A 20,042-nucleotide genomic window follows, 5' to 3' on the forward strand; every position below is an offset into this window, starting at 1 on the left:
CATGCCAGGTTGAGCGTGCTGATCCTCTCGAAACACCGGAGCCTCATATGAACCACATTCCCCTGTCCCCAGGCGAGGCGGAGCGCGCACCGCTCTCGCGCGGGAAGTCGTACGCCCTCCTGGCCTTGATCATTCTCCTGGTCGAAGTCATCCCCCTCGCGTACAACTTCGTCACCCCGGCACTGCCCGAGATCTCGAAGCACTTCGGGACTGCGAACGTCGGCTGGGTGATCACGATCGTCACCCTCATGCTCGCCGCGTCCACCCCGCTCGTCGGCAAGCTCGGTGACATCTACGGCAAGAAGCGGATGATGCTCGTGTCGGCCGCGGTGTTCGGTGCCGGGTCCTTGCTGGGCGCTCTGGCCCCGAACTTCGAACTCTTCCTGGTCGGCCGCGGGCTCCAGGGCGCGGGTATGGCCATTCTCGTCCTGGCCTACGGCTTGATCCGCGACATTCTGCCGCCCGCAATCATTCCCGTGGCGGTCGGTTTCATCGCTACGGGCATGGGCGCCAGCACCATCCTCGGACCTATCATCGGCGGCTACCTCATCGATCACTTCGGTTACACCGGCGTGTTCTGGGCGCAGCTACTCCACGTGGCCGTGGTGGGAATTGCGGTCGCAATCTTCGTTCCCGAGACCACGCTGCGGACGCGCTCCAAGCTGGACGTGCTCGGGGCGCTCATTCTCGGAGCCGGGGCGTTTCTGCTGCTGTTCGGCATCGGTAAGGCGTCCACCTGGGGATACACCTCGCCGCAGACGTTGCTCTTCCTCGGCGGTGGCCTGGCTGTCCTGGCCGGTTGGCTGGTCTACGAGCGCACCCCGAAGGAGCCGCTCATCGATCTGCAGATGCTTCGGCACCCGCCCGTCGCGAAGACGCTGGCCGCCAGCGGTTTCGTCCAGTTCGTCCTGGTCAGCCATTCGATGCTGATTCCGATGTTCGTGATGACCGACCCCGACCTGGGGCTGGGGTACGGATTCGGCGCGACCGCACTTGCGGTCGCGATCTACACGGTGCCCACCGGCGTGGTGTCGATGATCGCGGGACCGGTGGGCGGGTACTTCACGCGTCGCATCGGCCCGGCTCCGGTTCTGGTGTTCGGCGGATTCGCGCTCGCCCTCGGATCATTCCTGCTTGCGACGCTGCATGATTCGACGCTTCAGCTGATGTTCGGGCAGTTGGTCATCGGGCTCGGGCTGGGCTCCGCGTCGGCGACGCTCCCCAACCTGATCATGCGCACGGTGCCCGCCGAGACCCAGGGTATCGCCGGCGGGATGCTCAACCTGTCCGGTTCGCTGGGCAGCGCGATCGGCAGCCAGGTGATGATCACCATCCTCGCGATCCCCGGAGTGATGCTCGTGGGTCGTGCCTCGCACTTCCCGGAGCAGGGTTTCGTGTACGCGTTCTTCACCCTCGCCGTCGCGGGTGTGCTCGCCGGAGTCATGGGACTCCTGCTGACCCGCAACAGGATCGACCGTCCCACCGACGTCGCGGTACCGAAGTCCGAGATGGTGGCCTGACCCTCCCACCGACCGCGGGGCCCGCACTTGTGCGGGCCCCGCGGTCGTCTGGATCAGCTGCGGACGCCGGCGGCGAGCAGGGCCCGTGCCTCCTCACGGCCGTCGAGGAGCCGATTGGTCCGGCGGGTCACCTTCCACACGCCGTCGATCTTGGCGAGCTCCCAGCGGTTGGCCGTGATCCGGTGTACACGGAATCCGTCTTCGTCGCGAATGATCAACTGCGACTTACAAGTCGCCACCGCGGTATCCCCATCGACCCGGATGTGTCCGGGCTCGAGCATGTGCGCGCAACCGCCGCCGATCCAGCCCTGGTGTGCCTGCGACTGCACCATCGCAGTGATGGCCGCGTGTCCGCGCAGCACGCCGGTGTCCACGTCGTACACACCGTCCTCGGTCCACAGCCGGGCCACCGCCTCGGCCGAGCCGCTGTCGATGGCGGGACCGTAGGCGGTCATCAATTCGAGGATCGCGAGCTTGTCCTCGAGCACGGCGACCCGTCCGAGGAGAGACTGGAGAAGTTGTTTTTCGGAGTCGGTCACGGATGTGTCCTGTCGTCGGAGGAAGTACTTCGGAAAGTGAGGCCGAGCTCGTCGCCGAGCTGCCGGAGGGCGCCCAGTTGCTCGCAGTAATGTCCGGCCCCGGTGGAGGCGAGGGTCGCGCTGACGATCGTGGTGCCGGCATCGCGGCGTCGTTCGAGCGCCCGCCGCACGGTGTCCGGGTTACCGATCGGGTCGAGTGGTGCCCCCGCGCTGAGTACCACCTCGAAGCCGCCGGGTAGTTCGACCTTGCCGAGAAGTGTGCACAGTTCGTCGAGCGAGAGACCGAACGGGACCCAGCCGTCACCAAAGGTGACCGCGCGCCGCAGTGAGCGGAGCGTGCGCCCGCCCACCCACAGGGGGACCCGTGGTTGCACGGCATGCGGTTCCAGGACGACGTCCTCGAAATCGTAGAAGGCGCCGTGATACTCCGGCCGGGAACGGGACAGCGACGCGCGCAGGGCGGCGAGGGCGTCGTCGGCGCGTGGTCCGCGGTCGTCGAAGTGGGCACCGAGCAGGGCGAACTCCTCACGCAGGCTGCCTACGCCGAGACCGAGAATCAGGCGGCCACCGCTGACCGCATCGAGCGTGCCGTAGCGCTTGGCGATCTCGAGCGGATGGTGATAACCGAGCACCAGGACCTGTGTGGCGAGCCGGATGCCGCTCGTCCGCGCGGCGAGAAAACCGAGGGTGGCGAGCGGGTCCCAGTACGTGGAGCCGCGCTCGGCCGCAACATCGGTGGGCACGGCCACGTGCTCGCTGCAGGTGAGATGGTGATAGCCGAGGCGGTCCGCCGTCTCGGCAATCCGGGTCAATTCCTCGATCCCGGCGCCGGCCTCCCACTCCGCTACGACGGCGGGATGCTGGACGACGATGGGCGGCGCGATTCCTATGTGCATCTGTTTCGGTACTCCGCTGTAGGGGATCGGTGGTTGTAGAGGATCGGTGTCCTCACCGTTCTAGCGGAGCTTCCGGCGCCGGGGGCGGGGCATTCCCGGTGACCGGACGCGGTGCTCTGTGGGGTGTTTACATACGGCGAGTGACGACATACCCAGAGACGAGGTTTTACGACATAGTTTTCCGACACGGGTTATCGACGCCCTCGACTTGGTAAATTTGCTGTTCAGGGCGGGTGTCGGAAAACGATCTATTTGTCCTGTCTCACCCAACCCGAGGTAGGGCTCTCCGATCCGAGGTATTCGGTATGGCGTCTCACTAAACTGAGGTGCCGAGTCTGCTGACGTGGTGAGACGGCACTGACGGATCTTTGACGCTTGATGTATTGCCTCATGATCGGCAAGACTTCCTGCGCCTCGAGGAATTTCACGCATATGAGGCATCGCAGCTCAACGACCCAAAACGCGCTGAGCATGTCTCATATGCAATGAGACAGGACACTATTCCCGACGGTGTGTCTCCTCTGCGGCCATGACCGCAGAGGAGATCATCGACTTATGGCGATCACAGGTCACTGAGCCGGTTCAACTCAACTTTCGCTTGGTCGGTTCGCTCACAACTGCCAGATCCCTTCGAATGTGGGTTCGGTCTTGTCGAGAAACGCCCGCGATGCCATGGGCTCGTCGGTCGCGAAGTTGATCAGCTGGGCACGGGACTCACCTTCCAGGGCCTCACGGAATGTCGAGCTGCTCGCTTGGTTGATCATCACCTTTGACTGTGCAAGCGCGATGGGAGGACCGCTGGCCAGCCGAGTGGTCAGGTCCAGGACGAAAGGGTCGAGTTCGTCCGGTGCCTTCACCCAGGTCGCAATTCCGATCCGCAGTGCCTCGTCGGCGTCGATGATTTCGCCGAAGAAGGCCATTCGCTTCGCCTGCTGGAGCCCTACGACGCGAGGCAGGAGCCACGAGCCGCCGAAATCGACGGACATTCCGCGTCTGGGGAAGATCTCGGAGAAGCGTGCCGTGGTGGAGGCGACAACGAGGTCGCATCCGAGCGCGAGATTGCAACCGGCTCCTACCGCGACGCCTTCGACTCTGGCCACGGTCGGTTGCGGCAGGTGATGCAACTCCTCGGCGATGTCACCCATCCAGCGCATCCGGTTCAGAGGGTGTCGCGGCTCCTTCTCGCCTGCAAGGTCGGCGCCGGAGCAGAAGTCTCCTCCTGCCCCCGTCAGCACGACCACACGAATGGTCTCGTCGGCTCCTGCAATTCGTATCTCGTCTCGAAGTCGAGTGAAAGCGGCCTCGTCGAGTGCATTCTTGCGATGGGGCCGGTTGATCGTCAGTGTGAGTATCGCGCCGCTTCGCGTGACGATCACGGAGTTCGTTGCGGATGCCCGCGAATCAGCGGCGCTGTCTCGTGTGGAACTCATCGGCTTGCGCTCCTTGTTCTCCGCGACCAATGGTGGTTGCTCACCGCCCCACGGCTGCGAAACACCTTGTTCGCGGCCGACGCGATCAGCGACCGACATACCGCGGCTCGCGCTTCTCGAGGAATGAGCGGACACCCTCACGGTGATCTTCGGTGGTGAACAACGACGTCTGTGTGGCGGTCACCCAGCGTCCGAATTCATTCCAGTCAGGATCCAGTGCGAGTCGAAGGCCGTGCTTGGTCGCAGTGACCGCCAACGGCGGGTTCGCCGCGATCTTCTCCGCCAGCTCGAGTGCGTCCGGCATCACCTGCTCGTCGTCGACGACTCGGCTGACAAGTCCGATCTGCCGGGCCCTCTCCGCGTCGATCATCTCGCCAGTGAAAAGCAACTCTGCTGCCAGCTCGCGCCCGACGATCTGCGCGAGGCGGCCGAGCCCCGCTACGTCACTGCACAACCCCCGTTTGACGAACAGCTCGCCGAAACGCGCGCTCCGTGCCGCGATGCGGATGTCGGCCAGCAGCGCAAGCTCCATCCCCCATCCCACGGCGGTGCCATTCACAGCCGCGATGACCGGAATATCTGTGGCCAACAGGGCCCCCGCGGCCGGAGTGATTTCTTCGTCAAACACCGGACCTGCGCCACCGCCCACCGCTCGGACATCGTCGCCCGAGCAAAAGGATCGTCCGGCACCGGTGATGACCAATACGCGAGCCGTCGCGTTGTGCACGAGTTCGGTCAGCTCGGCGTAGGTCTCGAGCCGTAACGCGTTGTGCACCTCGGGCCGCATCAGCGTGATCACCCCGACCTGGCCTACTTCTTGGTAGGAGATATCTTGCATTTCGCCGTACAACCTTTCCGGCCGAATATCCAGACAGTCTGTTGAGAGCAACCGCCGGAGTCGACCAAACCGCTATGTCAGTGAGCCGTGAAATGGTCGCAGGCTGCCTGCGCGGCCTGGTCGAAGATCACGCCCATATAGGGATCGAAGTGCGCACCGTCCGTGACGACAAGCCGCTTCGGTTCGAGCGCTCGTTCGTGGCCCGCGAACGAAAACACCTCGGCGAAGTCGTCGAGATGCATTTCCTTCACGCCGGACAAGCCGTGCGCCATCACGACGGCCGGCGCGGGAGAATCAGTTCCTTGCGCTGTGTAGAACCAGCCGCGCAATGTCACGCCATCGGCGTCGAACTCCACGTCCTCACCGGACATCGGCACATCCTCTTCTCTCGCTTGCGGTCTTCATCGACCGTAAGGGCGCGCAGGGCGGCGCCACAGGGACGAACGCGCCCACCGTCGGGACATAACAGTCGATGAAGCCTCGACTGGGCCTCATCGTGCTGCGCGTTCTGCTGCCCGGCGGCGGAGCTCGTTTCTCGCCAGAGCGTTCTTGTGCACCTCGTCCGGCCCGTCGGCGAAGCGAAGAGTGCGGATCCCGGCATACATGTTCGCGAGGGAAAGTCCTGTGACAGGCCTGCTGCGCCGTGAACTTGAATCGCCTTGTCGAGGATCCACTGCACCGTTGTCGGTGTTGCGATCTTGATCGCCTGAATCTCGCTGTGCGCGCTTTTGTTTCTGACTACGTCCATCAGCCACCCGCTTGTGTACCGACCTGAGGCCCAAGTCCAAGCCTGGGCAGCCGAACAACAGCGAGAACACAAGAAGCCCGAGCTGGATCCCACACCTGGTCCTGAAAACCGTTTGCCAACAAGAACTCCCGTCATCGCGGCGAAGGTCACCCGCGCCTTCCGTCGCTTGGAAGCCGACCCAGCCACGCTCGCCGACACCCTCGTCGACTACCTCGATGCCGACGGATTGCGAACACTGATCCAGGCACTCACCGATCGACGCTGATTCGGAATTCGTCATTGGGCTGTCCACCACGGTGACAGCCCAATGCCGAGATGCTTGCGACGACGACGACGACGACGTCCGTACGTTTCGTCGACTATGCCTGCGTCTACCCATTTCTAGGACGAGCAGTAGCTGACGGTCGCGGACATCCGCTTCGTCAGCTGTTACCGAGGCCGGTCCAGGAGGCGAAAGGGGCTGAGCGCCGTTCTGCGGTCACCTGGGTTCGTTTTGGCCAAGGCCATACCGGAAACCTCCAGATGGCACGGCAACCCGGCGATCACCATCAGTGGCCCGGCGGCAGGCTATCCGTATGCTGCGACACGACCACCGTTCGCCGTGCGCAGGGGCTGGTAGACCGATTCCACCACCACCCAACATTGCCGGGCAGAGCAGGGAATTCAACGCCACGACATGTCGAAGTTCAAGGAGTTCATCGAAGGGGGTGAGGATGATCTCGCGCCGGGCCGCGTGGGGCCCGCCCGAGGAGGTGGGCGTCCTCGGTCCACGCGCGACGGGTGACGGCCCTCGGCCGAAGGGGTCAGCGGTCGAGGGTCTCGCTGCCTGCGGACTGCCGTCGAGCCGCGGTTCCCGGGGAACGGTTTCCCGGGCAGTCCGCTGTATTTCGCCGGGCATTGAATTATGGTGACCTCACGTTGGACTCCCGTGACACAACCCATCCTATGAACTTTTCAGAACAATTGGCTCGTGAAACCGCCGTCGACGGTCAAGGCACTGCCGGTGATCATCGAAGCTTGGTCCGAAGTGAGGAAAAGAGCCGCATCTGCGATATCCCCTGGTGATATCAACCGCCCCTGCTTCTGGTCGATTACCTGAGCGAAACCGCCAGGGGGGAGGCCCATGGTGGACTCCCAAACCGGGACTTCAGAGTCAATGAGCGGAGTATCAACGTAGCCGGGCACCAGGGCGTTGACTCGGACGTTCTGTGCTCTGAGTTCACCTGCAGCTGTTGCGGTGAGGTTGCGAACTGCAGCTTTCGACGCCCCGTAAGCCGCCGCGAGAGGTGTGCCCCCGGTCCCCGAAATGGACGAGAGGGTGAGGATCGATCCACCACCGGAATTCGCGATAGCCGCCGCGCTGTGCTTGATGGTCAGGAAGACACCGTCAAGGTTGACTGACATGGTGGATCGCCAAACATCGAGCGGCGTCTCCGCGATCGGATGCGATGCGCTGATTATCCCAGCGTTGGCGACCACGTGATGCAAAGCCCCATGCTCTTCGACAGTCCGTTCTATCAGCGCAGAAACGTCCTGCTCGCGGGTCACATCAGCCGGGATTGCGCTCGCGCCGGGGATGCGGGAAACAACTGCCTCGGCGGCTCCGCGGTGTCGATCGGAGACGACAACCCGAGCGCCTTCCTTCGCGAACCGGGCGGCGATCACAGCGCCGATTCCGCCGCCCGATCCAGTGACGATCACGACCTTACCTTCGAGTGTTGCAGGCATGGCCACCTTCCTTTCCATTAGACGATGTAGCTGGTTTCGGGGCGAACGAGCCTGGTGAGATTGCCGGAGCCGCTGATGAACGGAACCTGGGCGACCGCAGCGCGGATGCGGCGGTCCACGGCCGCCACACTGAGCGCGTGTCCGCCGGCAAGGCTGGACCCCCCAAACTCCGATGGCATCCGGGTTCACATCTCGCCGTCCGGAGACGTACCCCGGGATCCTCAGTCACGAGGCAGCGACGTCGTACGGGACGGGTCGGTTCTCCTTGGCCCAGAGCTTCTCCATGTCCGACTCCGGCGGTGGCGGCACGAGACCCTGCGTGCGCCAGAGGTCCATGGGGGTCTCGTCGATGTGGATCTCCCAGTCGTAGCCGCGTTCCTTGATGAAGGGCGCGAGCTTCTCCTCGGCCACGGTCATCATCAGTGCGCGAACCTCTGCGGTCTCCATCTGCCGGGCGATGTGATCGAGTCGGATCCGGACGAAGTTGTTGTTCGCCTTTCCCCCGACGTACATTGTCTCCTTCGGCATGTCCTTGAACAGGACGACCACGTAGAACCGTGGCAGGTTGACGTAGTCCACGTAGATCGACGTGATCGCCTCGGACAGCTGCTCCTTGTCCTCGGGGGTGAAGGCGTTCTCGGGGGTGAAGATCTCCCAGTACGGCATGGCGGTTCCTCCTCATTGGGTTGGTGCGGCGGGACTTGTGCCGCGATAGCGATTGCTTCGGTGTGGGTTTCTCTACGCCAGGGCGCGCACAAAGTGTTCGCACGCAGCCTGTGACGACGCTTCGAACGCGGCACCGGTATACACGTCGAAGTGGCCACAAGGCAGCACGAGCAACTGCTTGGGCTGCAGGGCCCGTTCGTAGGCCTCGAAGGCGAGTTCTGCGTACGCACTGATGTCTTGGTCGGCCACGATCATCAGTAGTGGGGTCGGTGAGATTCGGTGGATTCCATCGCCGGGCTCGAACTCGACGATCCGCTCGAGGGAACCGAGGGTCACCTCGTTGCGCCAGGACGGAGCTCTGTCCTGCGCGGTTTTGGTGAAGAACTCCCAGGATTCGACGCTGGCCATCAGCGCGGGAGCCATCGGATCGGCGTCCACGGCCGGCATGAGCGTGGGCTCCCCGCCGTCGTAGAGGTTGCGTCGTTCGCCGTCCAGCTGGGCGCGCACCGTTGGCAGGAAGTCGGGACGAACGAGCCGCGTCATCTGGCCGGACCCGCTGATGAAGGGGACCTGAGCGACAACGGCCCGCACCCGACGATCGACCGCGGCCACGCTCAGCACGAGGCCGCCGCCATGGCTGGATCCCCAGATGCCGACACGGCCGGGGTCGACGTCCTCGCGGCCAGTCGCATACGTGATGGCGTGGCGAAGGTCGCGGGCCTGGGTGATCGAATCGATGTGCTGACGCGGAACGCCGTCGCTCGCGCCGAAGTTTCGGTGGTCGTACACCAGAACGTTCAGTCCCGCTTGGGAAAAGGACTCGGCGTAGTCGTCGAGATACATTTCCTTGACGGCGGACAGTCCATGGACCATCACGACCACTGGGCCCTTGGAATCGACCCCTTCTGCGGGATAGAACCATCCGCGCAAAGTGACATTGTCCGCTGAGAATTCAATATCCTCACGTGGCATTAAAGATCCTTCCGAAATTTGTACGCTTGTTGAAGAAGGTAGTGACGTGGAACACACCATTGAAGGGATGCTTGCGCCCACTTCGAGGACACGTCCGCCACGTGCGGTTTCCGTTACCCCGGCCGCGAAATCCCAGAAATCCCAGCGATATCCGCTTCGGGACTGGGCCGGCCGTCGAGACGCACCCGGTTCGGCCCGGCCTGTTTCACGGCGCGACCTACGACTCGACCGTGGTGCCGTTGCGCGGTGAGCGAGTCACACAATGTCTCGCGGCCACCGCGCGATATCGAGTGGCGGTGCTCAGCCGAACGCCTAGAACTGCACCCATCGTCGCGATGGGCCGGGGCAGGAGGGACCCGCGTCGAGGCTCGAGGCTCGCTGTTCTGCGAGCCCCGAGCTGCGGCGTCGTTCGCTGGCGCGGGGTCCAGCCTGGGAAGTTACGGCCGGATTTCCGCCGCGGTCGAACCTGCGTCTCGAAGCTGGATCGCGTTCATGGCCGAGAACTGCAGGGTCCAGAGGTTTCCATGCCCCGGGTACTTCGCCGACATGATGCGGACCAGGTCCTCAGCATCGTCCGCAACCTCGTAGGCAGCGGCGAAATCCTGGATGTAGGAACGTGTTTCGGTGATCATGGAATCGACGGCGTGGTCGTCGCCGTCGGGCCTGCGGTGGCCGGCGACGATCACCTTGGGGGCCAGCTTCTCCACCAGGTCCACAGTCTCGAGCCAGTCTTGCCATTCCTGGGGTGTCGACAGACCGAGCATTGGGTGGATCTCGTTGTAGATGGAGTCACCGGCAACGACGACATCGATCTCCGGAATGTGCACGATGGTCGTGGGATGGATGTCGGCCTGCTTCACCTCGACGATGTTGAGAGGCGAGCCGTCGACGTAGAGCGTGTTGTCGTCGATCGGGTCGGGGAGCGCATCACTGACGACGCAGGCGTCGCCGAACAGCATCGCCCACTGCTGTTGCTGCAGTTCCATGGATTCCTTCATGGCCTCGACCACGTGGGGCAGCGCAACGCACTTCGCGTCCGGGAACCGCTCCATCAGGGGACCGATGCCCAGGTAGTGATCGGCATGGGCGTGCGTCACGTAGATCGTCGTGAGTTGCTTCCCGGTGCGCTCGATCAGGTCCCCCAGGTCCCGGACGTCATCCTCGAGGTACTGGGCGTCGATGAGCACAGCTTCGGTCGGACCGCTGATCAACGTCGCAGTGGTGGGCGAGAATTTGCCGCGGGGAACATCAGGCCAGTCTCCCGCGGGGATCTCGGGCCAGCGACCGACGTACACGGTCGCTCGGATCGGCGGGGCGGCTGCGGCGGGTGGGCGGGTGTCGGTATTCATGAAGTGCCTCCAGAATGGGAGTGATTGGTCAGTGGCATCGGGTGGGCCTGCGGCCCACCGCCGTTAGATCAACGGTATGAGCGCGATATTTCCGGGACGTAGGTCGGCCGTGCCGGACACCGGTACACAGCCGCCACGATTCGCTGGTCGTGACTAAACCGATAGGCCCACCGCCAGCATGGCGCGTGGTTCTCACGCGCCATGCACCGGTGAGTTCGCAGCACGGGTGGCTGCGTAGCGGGCGAAGGTTTCCAGCAGGGACGGGTCGTCGATCGACCGTGCTTCAGCGACCGCGGAGACGTCGTTGCCTTGCAGGATGCGCTTGACCGGGACTTCGAGCTTCTTGCCCGTTCGGGTGTGCGGGATCGCCCTGACGACGATCACGTCGTCCGGCACGACTCGGGGCGAGACCGCCTCGCGGATCCGCCCGACAATGCGCTCGCGAAGCGCGTCATCGAGCTCGGCGTGATCGGACAATACGACGAACAGCGGCATCCAGTACTCACCGTTCTGCTGCTCCGCCCCGATCACGAGAGCTTCCGCTACCTCCGCAAGTTCTTCGACGACGCGATAGATGTCGGCGGTACCGAACCGGATCCCGTTACGGTTCAGCGTGGAATCAGATCGTCCGTGGACGATCACGGTGTTTCGTTCGGTGATGGTGACCCAGTCACCATGCCGCCAGACCCCGGGGTAGCTCTCGAAATAGGTCTCTCGGTAGCGGGCGCCGTCGCCGTCGTTCCAGAATCGGGTCGGCATGGACGGCATCGGCTGTGTCACCACCAACTCGCCCACGCCATCGCGCAGGCTTCGGCCGGTGGCGTCCCACGAGTCAAGGGCCACGCCCAGGTATGGGGCCGAGATCTCCCCGGCCCGCACCGGCAGGATCGGCACGAAGCCCGCGAACCCGCTGGCGACATCCGTCCCCCCTGTCACCGAGGCGAGCGGCACATCGCGGCCGACGTGATCGGCAACCCAGAAGTGCAACTCGGGAGCGACCACGGAGCCGGTGGCCCCGAGGGTCCTCAGCCGAGACAGATCGTGGTCGGTGCCGGGTGACCGGCCCGCTCGGGCGCAGGCCTGGAGGTAAGCCGGACTCGTGCCCAGCACGGTGACCTCGTGCCGGGCTGCGAGCGCCCACAGCGCGTCGTCGGTCGGGTACGACGGACTTCCGTCGTAGCAGACGATCGTCGCGCCGACGAGGAGGCCGCTCACGAGGGAGTTCCAGACCATCCAGCTCGGCGAGGTGTACCACAGGTACGTGTCGGAAGGCCCTAGGTCGAGATGGAGAGCCAGGGCTTTGAGGTGCTCGAGCACGACTCCACCGTGGCCGTGAACAAACCCCTTCGGCTTCCCGGTCGTACCCGAGGAGAACAGCACCCAGAGGGGGTGGTCGAACCGCACGTGCGCGGGAGTCATGGCCGGCCCACCCCCTGTGACTGCCTCGACCCAGGGCGTGGTGCCTGCGGAAACACTCGCATCAGAGTGAAGTCGGCCGACGACGAGCACCTCACGCAGCGTCGGCATCCCGGCCTGCAGGGCTGGCAGGGCCGCGAGGCGGTCGACCTCGCGTCCGCCGAAGCGGTAGCCGTCAGCCGTGACGAGGACCACCGGCGCGAGCTGTCCGAGGCGGTCGACAACCGCCTCCGGTTGATAGTCCTGTCCGCAGCACGACCAGGTCGCTCCAACGCTCGCGGTGGCGAGGAAGGCGATGACCGCCTCTGCAATGTTGGGGAGGTATCCGACCACACAGTCGCCCTCGCCGACGCCCCGGGCGCGCAACCAGTTCGCCAGCGCGGTCACCTGGCAGGAGAGCTCGGTCCAGGACACCGTCCGCGGCCCGGGCCCGCCAGGTTCGGAATCGTCGATGATCGCTGGGCGGGACGACTGGGCATGGCTCAGCACCATGTCCACATAATTCAGCCGCCTGCCGGGAAACCATTGGGCAAAGGGCATCTCCCGTGTTGCCAGCACCGGGCCAACACCGGTCATGGTCACCCCGAAGTAGTCCTTCATCGCCGCCCAGAACTCCTCCGGACTGGTCACCGACCAGTCCCACAAGGACTGGTAGGAGGTGGCCTCGAATCGGCCCGTAGCCTGCAGCCAGTCGATGAATTCACTGATCCGGGCACTGGCGATCCGTTCTGCCGAGGGCGACCAGGCGACGTCCCTGGGTCCGATCGAACTCACCTCCACGACCGCGTCCATTCCGAAATCCATATCTGCACCCTTCTTCACGCGTTGCTAGTCAGAACGGGCATCAGCAGCCGTGGCTTTCCCGATACTCGCTCGGCGAGACCCCGAAGCAGCGGTGGAACTCCCGGCGAAGGTGGCTGGGGTCGTAGTAGCACCATCGGTGAGCGATCGTCGCGATGGTCATGTTGGAGTTCACAAGCTCCTCGCGGACCGCGGCCATACGCCGTGCACGCACGAGAGCGGTCATGGTGTCCCCGGTCAGCGCGAAGGCCCGGTGGATGGTTCGTGTCGAGACGTTGTGGGCGGCCGCAAGATCCTCGATATGGATCGGACCGCTACGAAGATTGCGCGTGATCCAGTTGTCGATCTGCGCACGCAAATCAGCCAAGACCGATCGACCTGTGACAGAGCCGGTCTCTGCGCGGATGATGCCGACAGTCAGTGCCACCAGCGCCCCGCGGGTCGCCTCGATCTCCGAGGGATGCATGGCTGGTAACCGGCTCCAGACCTGGTCAAGGGTCGTAAACAGGACGCCGACCAGCGGCCGGTCCTGCTCGAGCACGAGGCAGCCAGGAATGTTCGCGTCGCAACCAGCTGCTAGCAGCGCGGCCCGCGGCAGGGTCAGCGTGCGTTTCCTGACCCGCTCCGGCACCGAGAAGCCGTCACCGTCGTAACCGCCGGTCGCCACGACCACTGTCCCGTTCACCAGCGCGGCCTTCGGGCCCGCAAAGGAAAGTCGCTCGTCGCCCCAGTCACCTGCCACGACAACGACGACATCGCGCTCAGCGTCACAATCTTTACCCAGCGACAGCACGCTTTGCAGGGCGGGGCAGTCCCAGTCCGCGAGCTGGAGGTCGCCGACGTCTCGCGCACGCAAGCGAGTGGCATTGCCCCGCCTCTTGCGGTGTTGCACCGTCATCGGCCCCGAGACATCGCGGACCGCAGTCTCCCACCGGGCCCCAGGCCCGGCCGCCTCGACGTCGAGGACCTCGATTTCGGTGGCTGCGGTCGCGGTCATCGGGGCCTCCCAAAGCAGTGGACTAGGTTTGATCTGCCTGTACAGCCTGCCTGTGGACCACCACGGGGGACATTGTGTGAATGACGTATCCCATTACCTATTCGGCATTACCTATTCGGGCTCTAGCCCGACTCTTCCAAGTCGAAGGCGCGATGGGCTAGGCTGCCCGCACCATGGCCTCACGGTCGGCCAAGCAGCCGGACAACCTGCCCGCGGATCTGACGAGCTTCGTGGGTCGTCGATCCGAGACCCAGACTGTCCGAAAGCTTCTCTCCGCCGATCGGCTCGTCACGTTGACCGGAGTGGGTGGGGTCGGCAAGACCCGCCTCGCGTTGCGGGTGGCCCATGATCTCCGGCACGCGTTCCCGGATGGGGTGTGCCTGGTCGAACTGGCGTCCCTGAAGGACCCGGACCTGTTGCCGCACACGCTGATAGATGCACTCGGGATTCGGGAGCAGTCAGCCCCCGCCCCGTTGGTCCTCACCGACTACTTGCGCCCCCGGCACACCTTGATAGTCCTCGACAACTGCGAGCACATGCTCGAGGCAGCCGCGGATCTGGTGGACCGGCTGCTCCGGGTGGCGCCGAAACTGCGGATCCTCGCCACGAGCAGACAGGCACTGATGATCGCCGGTGAGCATGTGTACCCGGTTCCAACGCTCCCGGTGCCCGACGTCGATGCCCATCTCGCTCCCGGCTCGGCGACGCAGTTCGCGGCTGTCGACCTGTTCGCCGCCCGGGGGGCTGCGGTCGTTCCCGGCTTCGAGATCACCCCCGACAATGAACAGGCGGTCATCCGGCTCTGCCAGCGACTGGAGGGGATCCCGTTGGCGATCGAACTGGCAGCGGTACGGTTGCGCGTGCTCACGGTGGAGGAGCTCGCGCATCGGCTGGATAGTCGGTTCGAGCTGCTTCGCGAGGGCAGTCGTAACCTGCCGGAGCGGCATCAGACCCTTCAGGCACTGATCGACTGGAGCTACGAGCTGTGTACTCCGGCGGAGCAGACCCTGTGGGCGCGCGCATCAGTGTTCGCTGGTGGGTTCGGTCTTGACGCGCTCGAGGCTGTCTGCGCGGACGAGTTGCTCGCCGAGGAGGCCCTTCTCGACACGGTGGCCGGGCTGACCGACAAATCGATCCTGATCCGCGGCGAGCACGGCCGGCGTGTCAGGTTCCGCATGTTGGAAACTATCCGGGAGTACGGCCAGGCCCGACTACGAGAGTCCGGCTCCGAAGCGAAGGTGCAACGCAGGCACCGGGATTGGTACTGGCGGCTCATCGAGAAGGCTGCCGCGGAGTGGTTCGGCCCGGGTCAGGAGGATTGGGCGGCCCTGCTGCGTGTGGAGCATCCGAACGTGCGCGCGGCGCTCGAATTCTGCCTCGCGCGGCCAGACGAGGTGCGCGTCGGACTCCGAATGGCCGGCCGGCCCTGGTTCCTCTGGACTGCGCTCGGCTTCATGACCGAAGGCCGCCTGTGGCTGGACCGGGCGTTGGCAATGGATCAAGAACCGAGTCTCGAGCGGGTTTGGGCGCTGGGCACCGCCGCTGACATCGCTGTCTTCCAGGGCGATGAGGCTGCTGCTACTGCACTGATCGACGCCGTCCACGATCTTGCGGGCCGACTGGGCGACCCACAGGGCCTGGCTTACGCAACCCATATGCTCGGCCTACGCGCACTGGGCACCGACCCGAGAGCTGCGATTCCACTGTTGGTTGAAGCGCTCGAGCGATATGGGCGCGCCGACGTACCCGCCGACTACCCCAACAGTGTGCGCCCTGCACTGACCATGGCCTACGTGCTGTCCGGCGAGCTTGACAGAGCCGCCGACGTGGCCGAGGAGGCATGCGAACAGTGCAAGCAGGCCGGCGAGCGTTGGCTGTTGTCCTACGCCATGTGGGCGAAGGGATTCTTGAGGCTCCTCCAGGGCGAGCTCGAGCAGGCCGAAGCCGATCTGTGCGAGGCGCTCCAGCTCAAGCGGTTCACCCAGGACAGTCTGGGCTCGGCCTTCATCCTGGACGCTCTCGCCTGGACCGCCGCGGCGAGCGGCGACTGCAAGCGAGCCGCCGTGCTCCTCGGCGCATCGGACCAGGTCTGGCAGACCGTTGGCGTCCCACTGCTCGGAGCGAAACACCTGCTCGCGCGGCGCGAACAGTTCGAGAACATGGCTCGGCAGGCGATGGGCAACCCCGGCTTCGACACCGCGTTTGCCCGCGGAGGCCAGCTCACCGTCGAGGAGATGCTGACCTTCGCGCTCCGAGAGCACCGAGTCTCCCCCGTCGAGCCCCGACAGGCCGACAGCTTGTTGACACCTCGAGAGCGCGAGGTCGCGGACCTGGTGGCGCAGGGAATGTCGAGCAAGGACGTGGCGGCCAAGCTGGTCATCTCCCGACGCACCGTCGACGTACACGTGGAGCACATCTTCGCCAAACTCGGGTTCAACTCCCGCACTCAGATCGCGACCTGGGTGGCACAACGGCGCGCGCCGGAATCGCAAAGTCGGTGATAGCTGGGCGGCGACTGTCGCCGACACGGTGACTCGCGATCTCGGAGCCAGCAGTTGCGCCTCGATTAGCGGGCGCGCGAAGCCCAGTCACCGTGGAGGACCGCTTTCCCGGCCCTTCGTGGCTCCGGACGTAGGTGGAAGGCCTCGATACCTCCGTTTGCCCGAGTACCCGCATGTCGTGACCAGCTTCACGATGTTCCAGTCCCTTCCTGGAAGCTGATACTCGAACTGGATGGAGAAGGGCGCTTCCCTACCCCCAGTGGGCACGATTGTCCTACGGGTCGCCCTTCACTGATCCATAGCCTGAGGCCCGCTGTTTCGCTCGTTGAGCGTATTTGAGGGTCGGCCCGGTGTGTCCGCCGTCGAAGACGGGGAATACGACTCGTATCGCTCTGCCGATGTCAATCTCGCTTGTGGGCGACGCTGTCGGTCACGATGCACGATGCTAGCGGCGCGGAATGCACGACTCGCCATTCCGCAACTCACGGTCGGCGCACCCGGATGTTCGGTGGCCCAGTTAACCGGTCAAGGATCTGCTAGCGGTGACGCGCTGTGCGCAGTTTGGGCTGTGGCCAGGCGGCGCCGCGGCCCGCATGCCATCCTCGGGGAATGGCACGAACGTGGTTGTCGGTGACGGTGGAATTGCTCGGCGGGCGCGGTGAGGACCTGTGGCCATGGCCCGGCCGCATCTTCGCCGTCGGACCGTCACACACCTTCAGCGACCTCGCGAACGCGATCAACGACGCCTTCGCCCGGTGGGACCGCGCGCACCTGTCGATGTTCACCCTTGCCGATGGGCGCATAGTCACCGACACGGAGACCGGCGCCGAGATGGTGGAGTCGCTCGGCGGGCCGATCACCGAGGCGGTGGACATCGAGTCGGCCAAAATCGCCCGGCTGCTGGGGCCCGGGGCGGAGTTCCAGTTCACCTTCGACCTGGGCGATGACTGGACCCACCGCTGCGTGATCGGCGGCGACAAGGTCGACCCCATAGAAGTGCTGGGCATCCGCCCCGAGGCCCCCGTGCCGTACTGGGGCTGGGGCACCATCCCGGACCAGTACGGGCGCCGGTGGGCCGACGACGACGGGCAGAGCCGAGCACCGCGCAGACCGAGTCGGCCGCATCCGATGCTGCTGCACGCGTGGCCCGCACAGGACCAGGTGCCCGTACTCGATGTGTCCGAGCTGCGCGCCGCTGTCGCGGCATCAGATTCCGCCCGGTTCCTCGCCGCGGTGTGGGGACATGACGTCGACGACGCGCTGCAACAGGTGGGGGCCGGCATACCGATGGCACTGAAGCAGCGACGGAAGCAGGCCGAGCCGGTGGCGGTGTCGGTCATCAACCGGCTGACCTGGCGCGCCGGCCCGGGTGACGGGGTGTTGGCCGAGGACCTGCTCGCGTGTCTGCGCGGCGAGCCGCTGGCCGGGCGGGTGGTGCCGGTCGACCTCGAGATGCTTGGCACCGAGTTGGAGGTGGATCGGGGGATGTCGACGGGTGGTTACGTCGACCTGCGCACCGGACAGGTATACGACGCCATCAGCACTGACCCGATGATGGTCGGCGAGGACGCCGCCGTCGACGTGGAGGCCGAGCCTGACCGTTGGCTCCGGTTCGATCGGACAGGCTCGCGGGACGGCTGGCGTGACATGGCGGCCTTCGCCGAGCGGCAGCACGATGCGGCGCTGCGTGAGCGGCTGGGGCGGGCGATCGAGGGTAAGGGCGCGTTCGGCCGGTTCCGCGACCTCGTCCACCAAGAGAGCCTCACCGACCAGTGGTACGCCTTCGCCACCGACCGCCAACTGGGTCGTGCCCGAGAGTTCCTCGCCGACAAGGGCATCCGCGTGGGCTGACGGGCTCCCACGCCGTGCCACCAGTGTCTGTGACCCGTTAGATGGGTCTGTCGCGACGACCTGGCTCACCAGCTGTGCCGCTGACACCGTGCTGACGGTGCCGCGCATCGACCCGGATCCGCGGGAAACGGGTCTCGAGGCGTCCAACACGCGAGAGGCAGCGTCCGAGGCCGATCGCGGGCCCCTGGGTGGACACCCCGGTCAGCGTTGTCGGTCTGCTTCCCCGCACCGCGGACAGCTGTTAGTATTTTAAGAATTCATTTCAGTTTTAGTCTGGTGCACGCTTGTGACCAGGATATTTGGAGGCGTCGATGACTGTCATCGATTCAGGCAATGCACCGTCGGTACCTGCCGCGAAGAAGGAGGTTCCGCCGTCGATGGTGGAACGGATGACGCTGATCCTCGACGCGTTCGACGGCCGGACCTGCCGCCTGACCCTGGAGGAAGTGGCGTGCCGGACCCGGCTGCCGCGATCGACCGTGCACCGCATCCTCGACCAGTTGGTGCGCCTGGACTGGGTGAATCACGCCAGCTTCGGTTATTGCCTCGGCCGTCGAGCGATGGGGGTGGGCGGCGGCGACAACGGGCACGGCCAGATCCGGGCGGCCGCGGCGCCGCTGCTGCACGACCTGCACATGCAGACCGGAATGGTCGTGCACCTGACGGTGCTGGACGGTGGGGACAGCCTGTACCTCGACAAGGTCGGCGGCCGGATGGCGGCCGCGCTGCCGTCCAAGGTGGGCGGGCGGGTTCCCGCCTACACGACGGCCGGCGGCAAGGCGATGCTGGCGTGGGTGGACCCCGAGGAGGTCGACAGCCTGTACGGGCAGCGTCTCGACAGGAGCACCGACCGCACCATCACCGAACTCACCACCCTCCATCAGGAACTCAACCGGATTCGGCAGCGCCGCGGTCTCGCGTTCGAGCGCGGTGAGGCGGTTCGCGGCGTGGGTTGTGTCGGTGTCGCGGTCCGAAGTGCCGACGGCCCGGTCGCCGGTATCTCGCTGTGCGGAGATGCCCGGACGGTGCAGCTCGAGCGGGTGGCGCCTCTCGTCGTCGACGCCGCCCGGGCCGTCACGCGGGCGCTGCATCCCGAACCTGTGACGCCGCGCCGCGCCCGCCGGACCGCGGAGATACCCGAGACCTCCTGGTCCACCGAGGCGCTCGACCAGCTGCTGTCGGTGCAATCGGGGCAATGGCTGTAGCGCTCGTGCGCGGTTGACGAGTCTCGGGACTCGTCACGCGCGCACGGGCCGGGGGACGGCGCCCAGCCCGAACCCACCCCGGAAGAACACCAACGGGCGCTCGTCGCTGACCGATTCGAGGCCGAGGACCCGCCCGATCACGATGTCGTGGTCGCCGGCGGTGTGCACCGACTGCACGTCCGCGTGCACGCGCATCAGAACGCCGGGGAGCGAGGGCGTCGCCCACGGCGACCTCTCCCAGTCGAGACCGTCGAATTTTTCGCCGCGGCTGGAGCCGAAGCGCATGCAGAGATCCGTCTGATTTTCGTGCAGGACATTGACGGTGAAGCGCCCCGACTCCTGGATGCGTGGCCAGGCGCGCCCGCGATGATCGGCGCAGAACAGGATCAGTGGAGGCGCCAGCGACACCGAAGCGAACGACTGGCAGGTGAATCCGACCGGACCGTCGGCGTCGAGTCCGGTCACCACCGTGACGCCACTCGCGAAATGGCCGAGATTGCGCCGCATTTCGTCGGGGGTGGGTGCGGCGATCTGCGTGCCGAGTTCGGGCCACGTCGGTTCGGTTGGCATCGGACCACCTCCACA

Annotated in this window: 18 protein-coding genes and 1 pseudogene; 5 read left to right on the forward strand and 14 right to left on the reverse strand. The window is 65.3% G+C overall.

Annotated features, from left to right (window positions below; translation table 11 throughout):
- The first annotated feature begins 47 nt into the window (after positions 1-47).
- Entirely contained in the window at positions 48-1,520 is a 1,473-nt protein-coding gene (locus GFS60_RS00475; RefSeq protein WP_159918514.1) for an MFS transporter, read from the forward strand.
- A gap of 53 nt (positions 1,521-1,573) precedes the next feature.
- Here GFS60_RS00475 and GFS60_RS00480 read toward each other — a convergent pair whose 3' ends face one another.
- The 6 genes and pseudogenes from GFS60_RS00480 to GFS60_RS00505 form a co-directional block, all read right to left on the reverse strand.
- Complete coding sequence (locus GFS60_RS00480) at positions 1,574-2,059, reverse strand: nuclear transport factor 2 family protein (RefSeq protein ID WP_159918515.1); 486 nt, start codon at positions 2,057-2,059, stop codon at positions 1,574-1,576.
- Positions 2,056-2,955, reverse strand: coding sequence for a TIGR03619 family F420-dependent LLM class oxidoreductase (locus tag GFS60_RS00485; protein WP_159918516.1), 900 nt, complete (start codon positions 2,953-2,955; stop codon positions 2,056-2,058). The genes GFS60_RS00480 and GFS60_RS00485 overlap by 4 nt, the downstream gene beginning before the upstream one ends.
- 611 nt (positions 2,956-3,566) lie before the next feature.
- Positions 3,567-4,385 carry an enoyl-CoA hydratase/isomerase family protein gene (locus tag GFS60_RS00490; RefSeq protein ID WP_159918517.1) on the reverse strand — a complete coding sequence of 273 codons (819 nt, stop codon included), beginning with the start codon at positions 4,383-4,385 and terminating at the stop codon, positions 3,567-3,569.
- Positions 4,386-4,470: 85 nt separating this feature from the next.
- Positions 4,471-5,223 (reverse strand): enoyl-CoA hydratase/isomerase family protein, encoded by a 753-nt coding sequence (locus tag GFS60_RS00495; protein ID WP_159918518.1) that lies wholly within the window; start codon positions 5,221-5,223, stop codon positions 4,471-4,473.
- Positions 5,224-5,300: 77 nt separating this feature from the next.
- Positions 5,301-5,579, reverse strand: a complete 279-nt coding sequence (locus GFS60_RS38530) for a hypothetical protein (RefSeq protein ID WP_201453487.1) — start codon at positions 5,577-5,579, stop codon at positions 5,301-5,303.
- Between the two features lie 135 nt (positions 5,580-5,714).
- Positions 5,715-5,983: pseudogene (locus GFS60_RS00505) on the reverse strand (acyl-CoA dehydrogenase family protein); the annotation flags it as partial.
- A gap of 100 nt (positions 5,984-6,083) precedes the next feature.
- Here GFS60_RS00505 and GFS60_RS38905 point away from each other — a divergent pair.
- Positions 6,084-6,236 carry a hypothetical protein gene (locus GFS60_RS38905; RefSeq protein WP_236603544.1) on the forward strand — a complete coding sequence of 51 codons (153 nt, stop codon included), beginning with the start codon at positions 6,084-6,086 and terminating at the stop codon, positions 6,234-6,236.
- Positions 6,237-6,925: 689 nt separating this feature from the next.
- Here GFS60_RS38905 and GFS60_RS00515 read toward each other — a convergent pair.
- The 7 genes from GFS60_RS00515 to GFS60_RS00545 all read right to left on the reverse strand — a co-directional run bounded on the left by GFS60_RS00515 (position 6,926) and on the right by GFS60_RS00545 (position 13,900).
- A complete protein-coding gene (locus GFS60_RS00515) occupies positions 6,926-7,699 on the reverse strand; it encodes an SDR family oxidoreductase (protein ID WP_159918519.1) in 774 nt (257 codons plus the stop codon).
- A gap of 17 nt (positions 7,700-7,716) precedes the next feature.
- Complete coding sequence (locus GFS60_RS00520; RefSeq protein WP_236603332.1) at positions 7,717-7,878, reverse strand: acetylxylan esterase; 162 nt, start codon at positions 7,876-7,878, stop codon at positions 7,717-7,719.
- 46 nt (positions 7,879-7,924) lie between these two features.
- On the reverse strand, positions 7,925-8,365 hold the full coding sequence (locus GFS60_RS00525) for a tautomerase family protein (protein WP_120661785.1): 441 nt from the start codon (positions 8,363-8,365) through the stop codon (positions 7,925-7,927).
- Positions 8,366-8,437: 72 nt separating this feature from the next.
- Positions 8,438-9,337 carry an alpha/beta hydrolase gene (locus GFS60_RS00530; protein WP_159918520.1) on the reverse strand — a complete coding sequence of 300 codons (900 nt, stop codon included), beginning with the start codon at positions 9,335-9,337 and terminating at the stop codon, positions 8,438-8,440.
- Positions 9,338-9,774: 437 nt separating this feature from the next.
- Positions 9,775-10,686: an MBL fold metallo-hydrolase gene (locus tag GFS60_RS00535; protein ID WP_159918521.1), complete on the reverse strand. Its 912-nt coding sequence runs from the start codon at positions 10,684-10,686 to the stop codon at positions 9,775-9,777.
- A gap of 192 nt (positions 10,687-10,878) precedes the next feature.
- The gene (locus GFS60_RS00540; RefSeq protein ID WP_159918522.1) at positions 10,879-12,906 is read right to left on the reverse strand and encodes an acetoacetate--CoA ligase; all 2,028 of its coding nucleotides are present in this window, start codon (positions 12,904-12,906) and stop codon (positions 10,879-10,881) included.
- A gap of 40 nt (positions 12,907-12,946) precedes the next feature.
- Positions 12,947-13,900 carry an AraC family transcriptional regulator gene (locus tag GFS60_RS00545; RefSeq protein WP_159918523.1) on the reverse strand — a complete coding sequence of 318 codons (954 nt, stop codon included), beginning with the start codon at positions 13,898-13,900 and terminating at the stop codon, positions 12,947-12,949.
- Between the two features lie 173 nt (positions 13,901-14,073).
- Here GFS60_RS00545 and GFS60_RS00550 point away from each other — a divergent pair, with 173 nt between their 5' ends.
- The 3 genes from GFS60_RS00550 to GFS60_RS00560 all read left to right on the forward strand — a co-directional run bounded on the left by GFS60_RS00550 (position 14,074) and on the right by GFS60_RS00560 (position 19,457).
- A complete protein-coding gene (locus GFS60_RS00550; RefSeq protein ID WP_159918524.1) occupies positions 14,074-16,401 on the forward strand; it encodes an ATP-binding protein in 2,328 nt (775 codons plus the stop codon).
- A gap of 609 nt (positions 16,402-17,010) precedes the next feature.
- Positions 17,011-18,252 (forward strand): UPF0158 family protein, encoded by a 1,242-nt coding sequence (locus GFS60_RS00555; RefSeq protein ID WP_159918525.1) that lies wholly within the window; start codon positions 17,011-17,013, stop codon positions 18,250-18,252.
- A 311-nt stretch (positions 18,253-18,563) separates the two neighbouring features.
- Positions 18,564-19,457 (forward strand): IclR family transcriptional regulator, encoded by an 894-nt coding sequence (locus tag GFS60_RS00560; protein WP_159918526.1) that lies wholly within the window; start codon positions 18,564-18,566, stop codon positions 19,455-19,457.
- A gap of 33 nt (positions 19,458-19,490) precedes the next feature.
- Here the strand turns inward: GFS60_RS00560 and GFS60_RS00565 are convergent, their stop codons facing one another.
- The gene (locus GFS60_RS00565; protein ID WP_159918527.1) at positions 19,491-20,027 is read right to left on the reverse strand and encodes a flavin reductase family protein; all 537 of its coding nucleotides are present in this window, start codon (positions 20,025-20,027) and stop codon (positions 19,491-19,493) included.
- Positions 20,028-20,042: the final 15 nt, after the last annotated feature.

This window comes from Rhodococcus sp. WAY2 (assembly GCF_009859915.1).
Taxonomy (GTDB): Bacteria; Actinomycetota; Actinomycetes; order Mycobacteriales; family Mycobacteriaceae; genus Rhodococcus_F; species Rhodococcus_F oxybenzonivorans.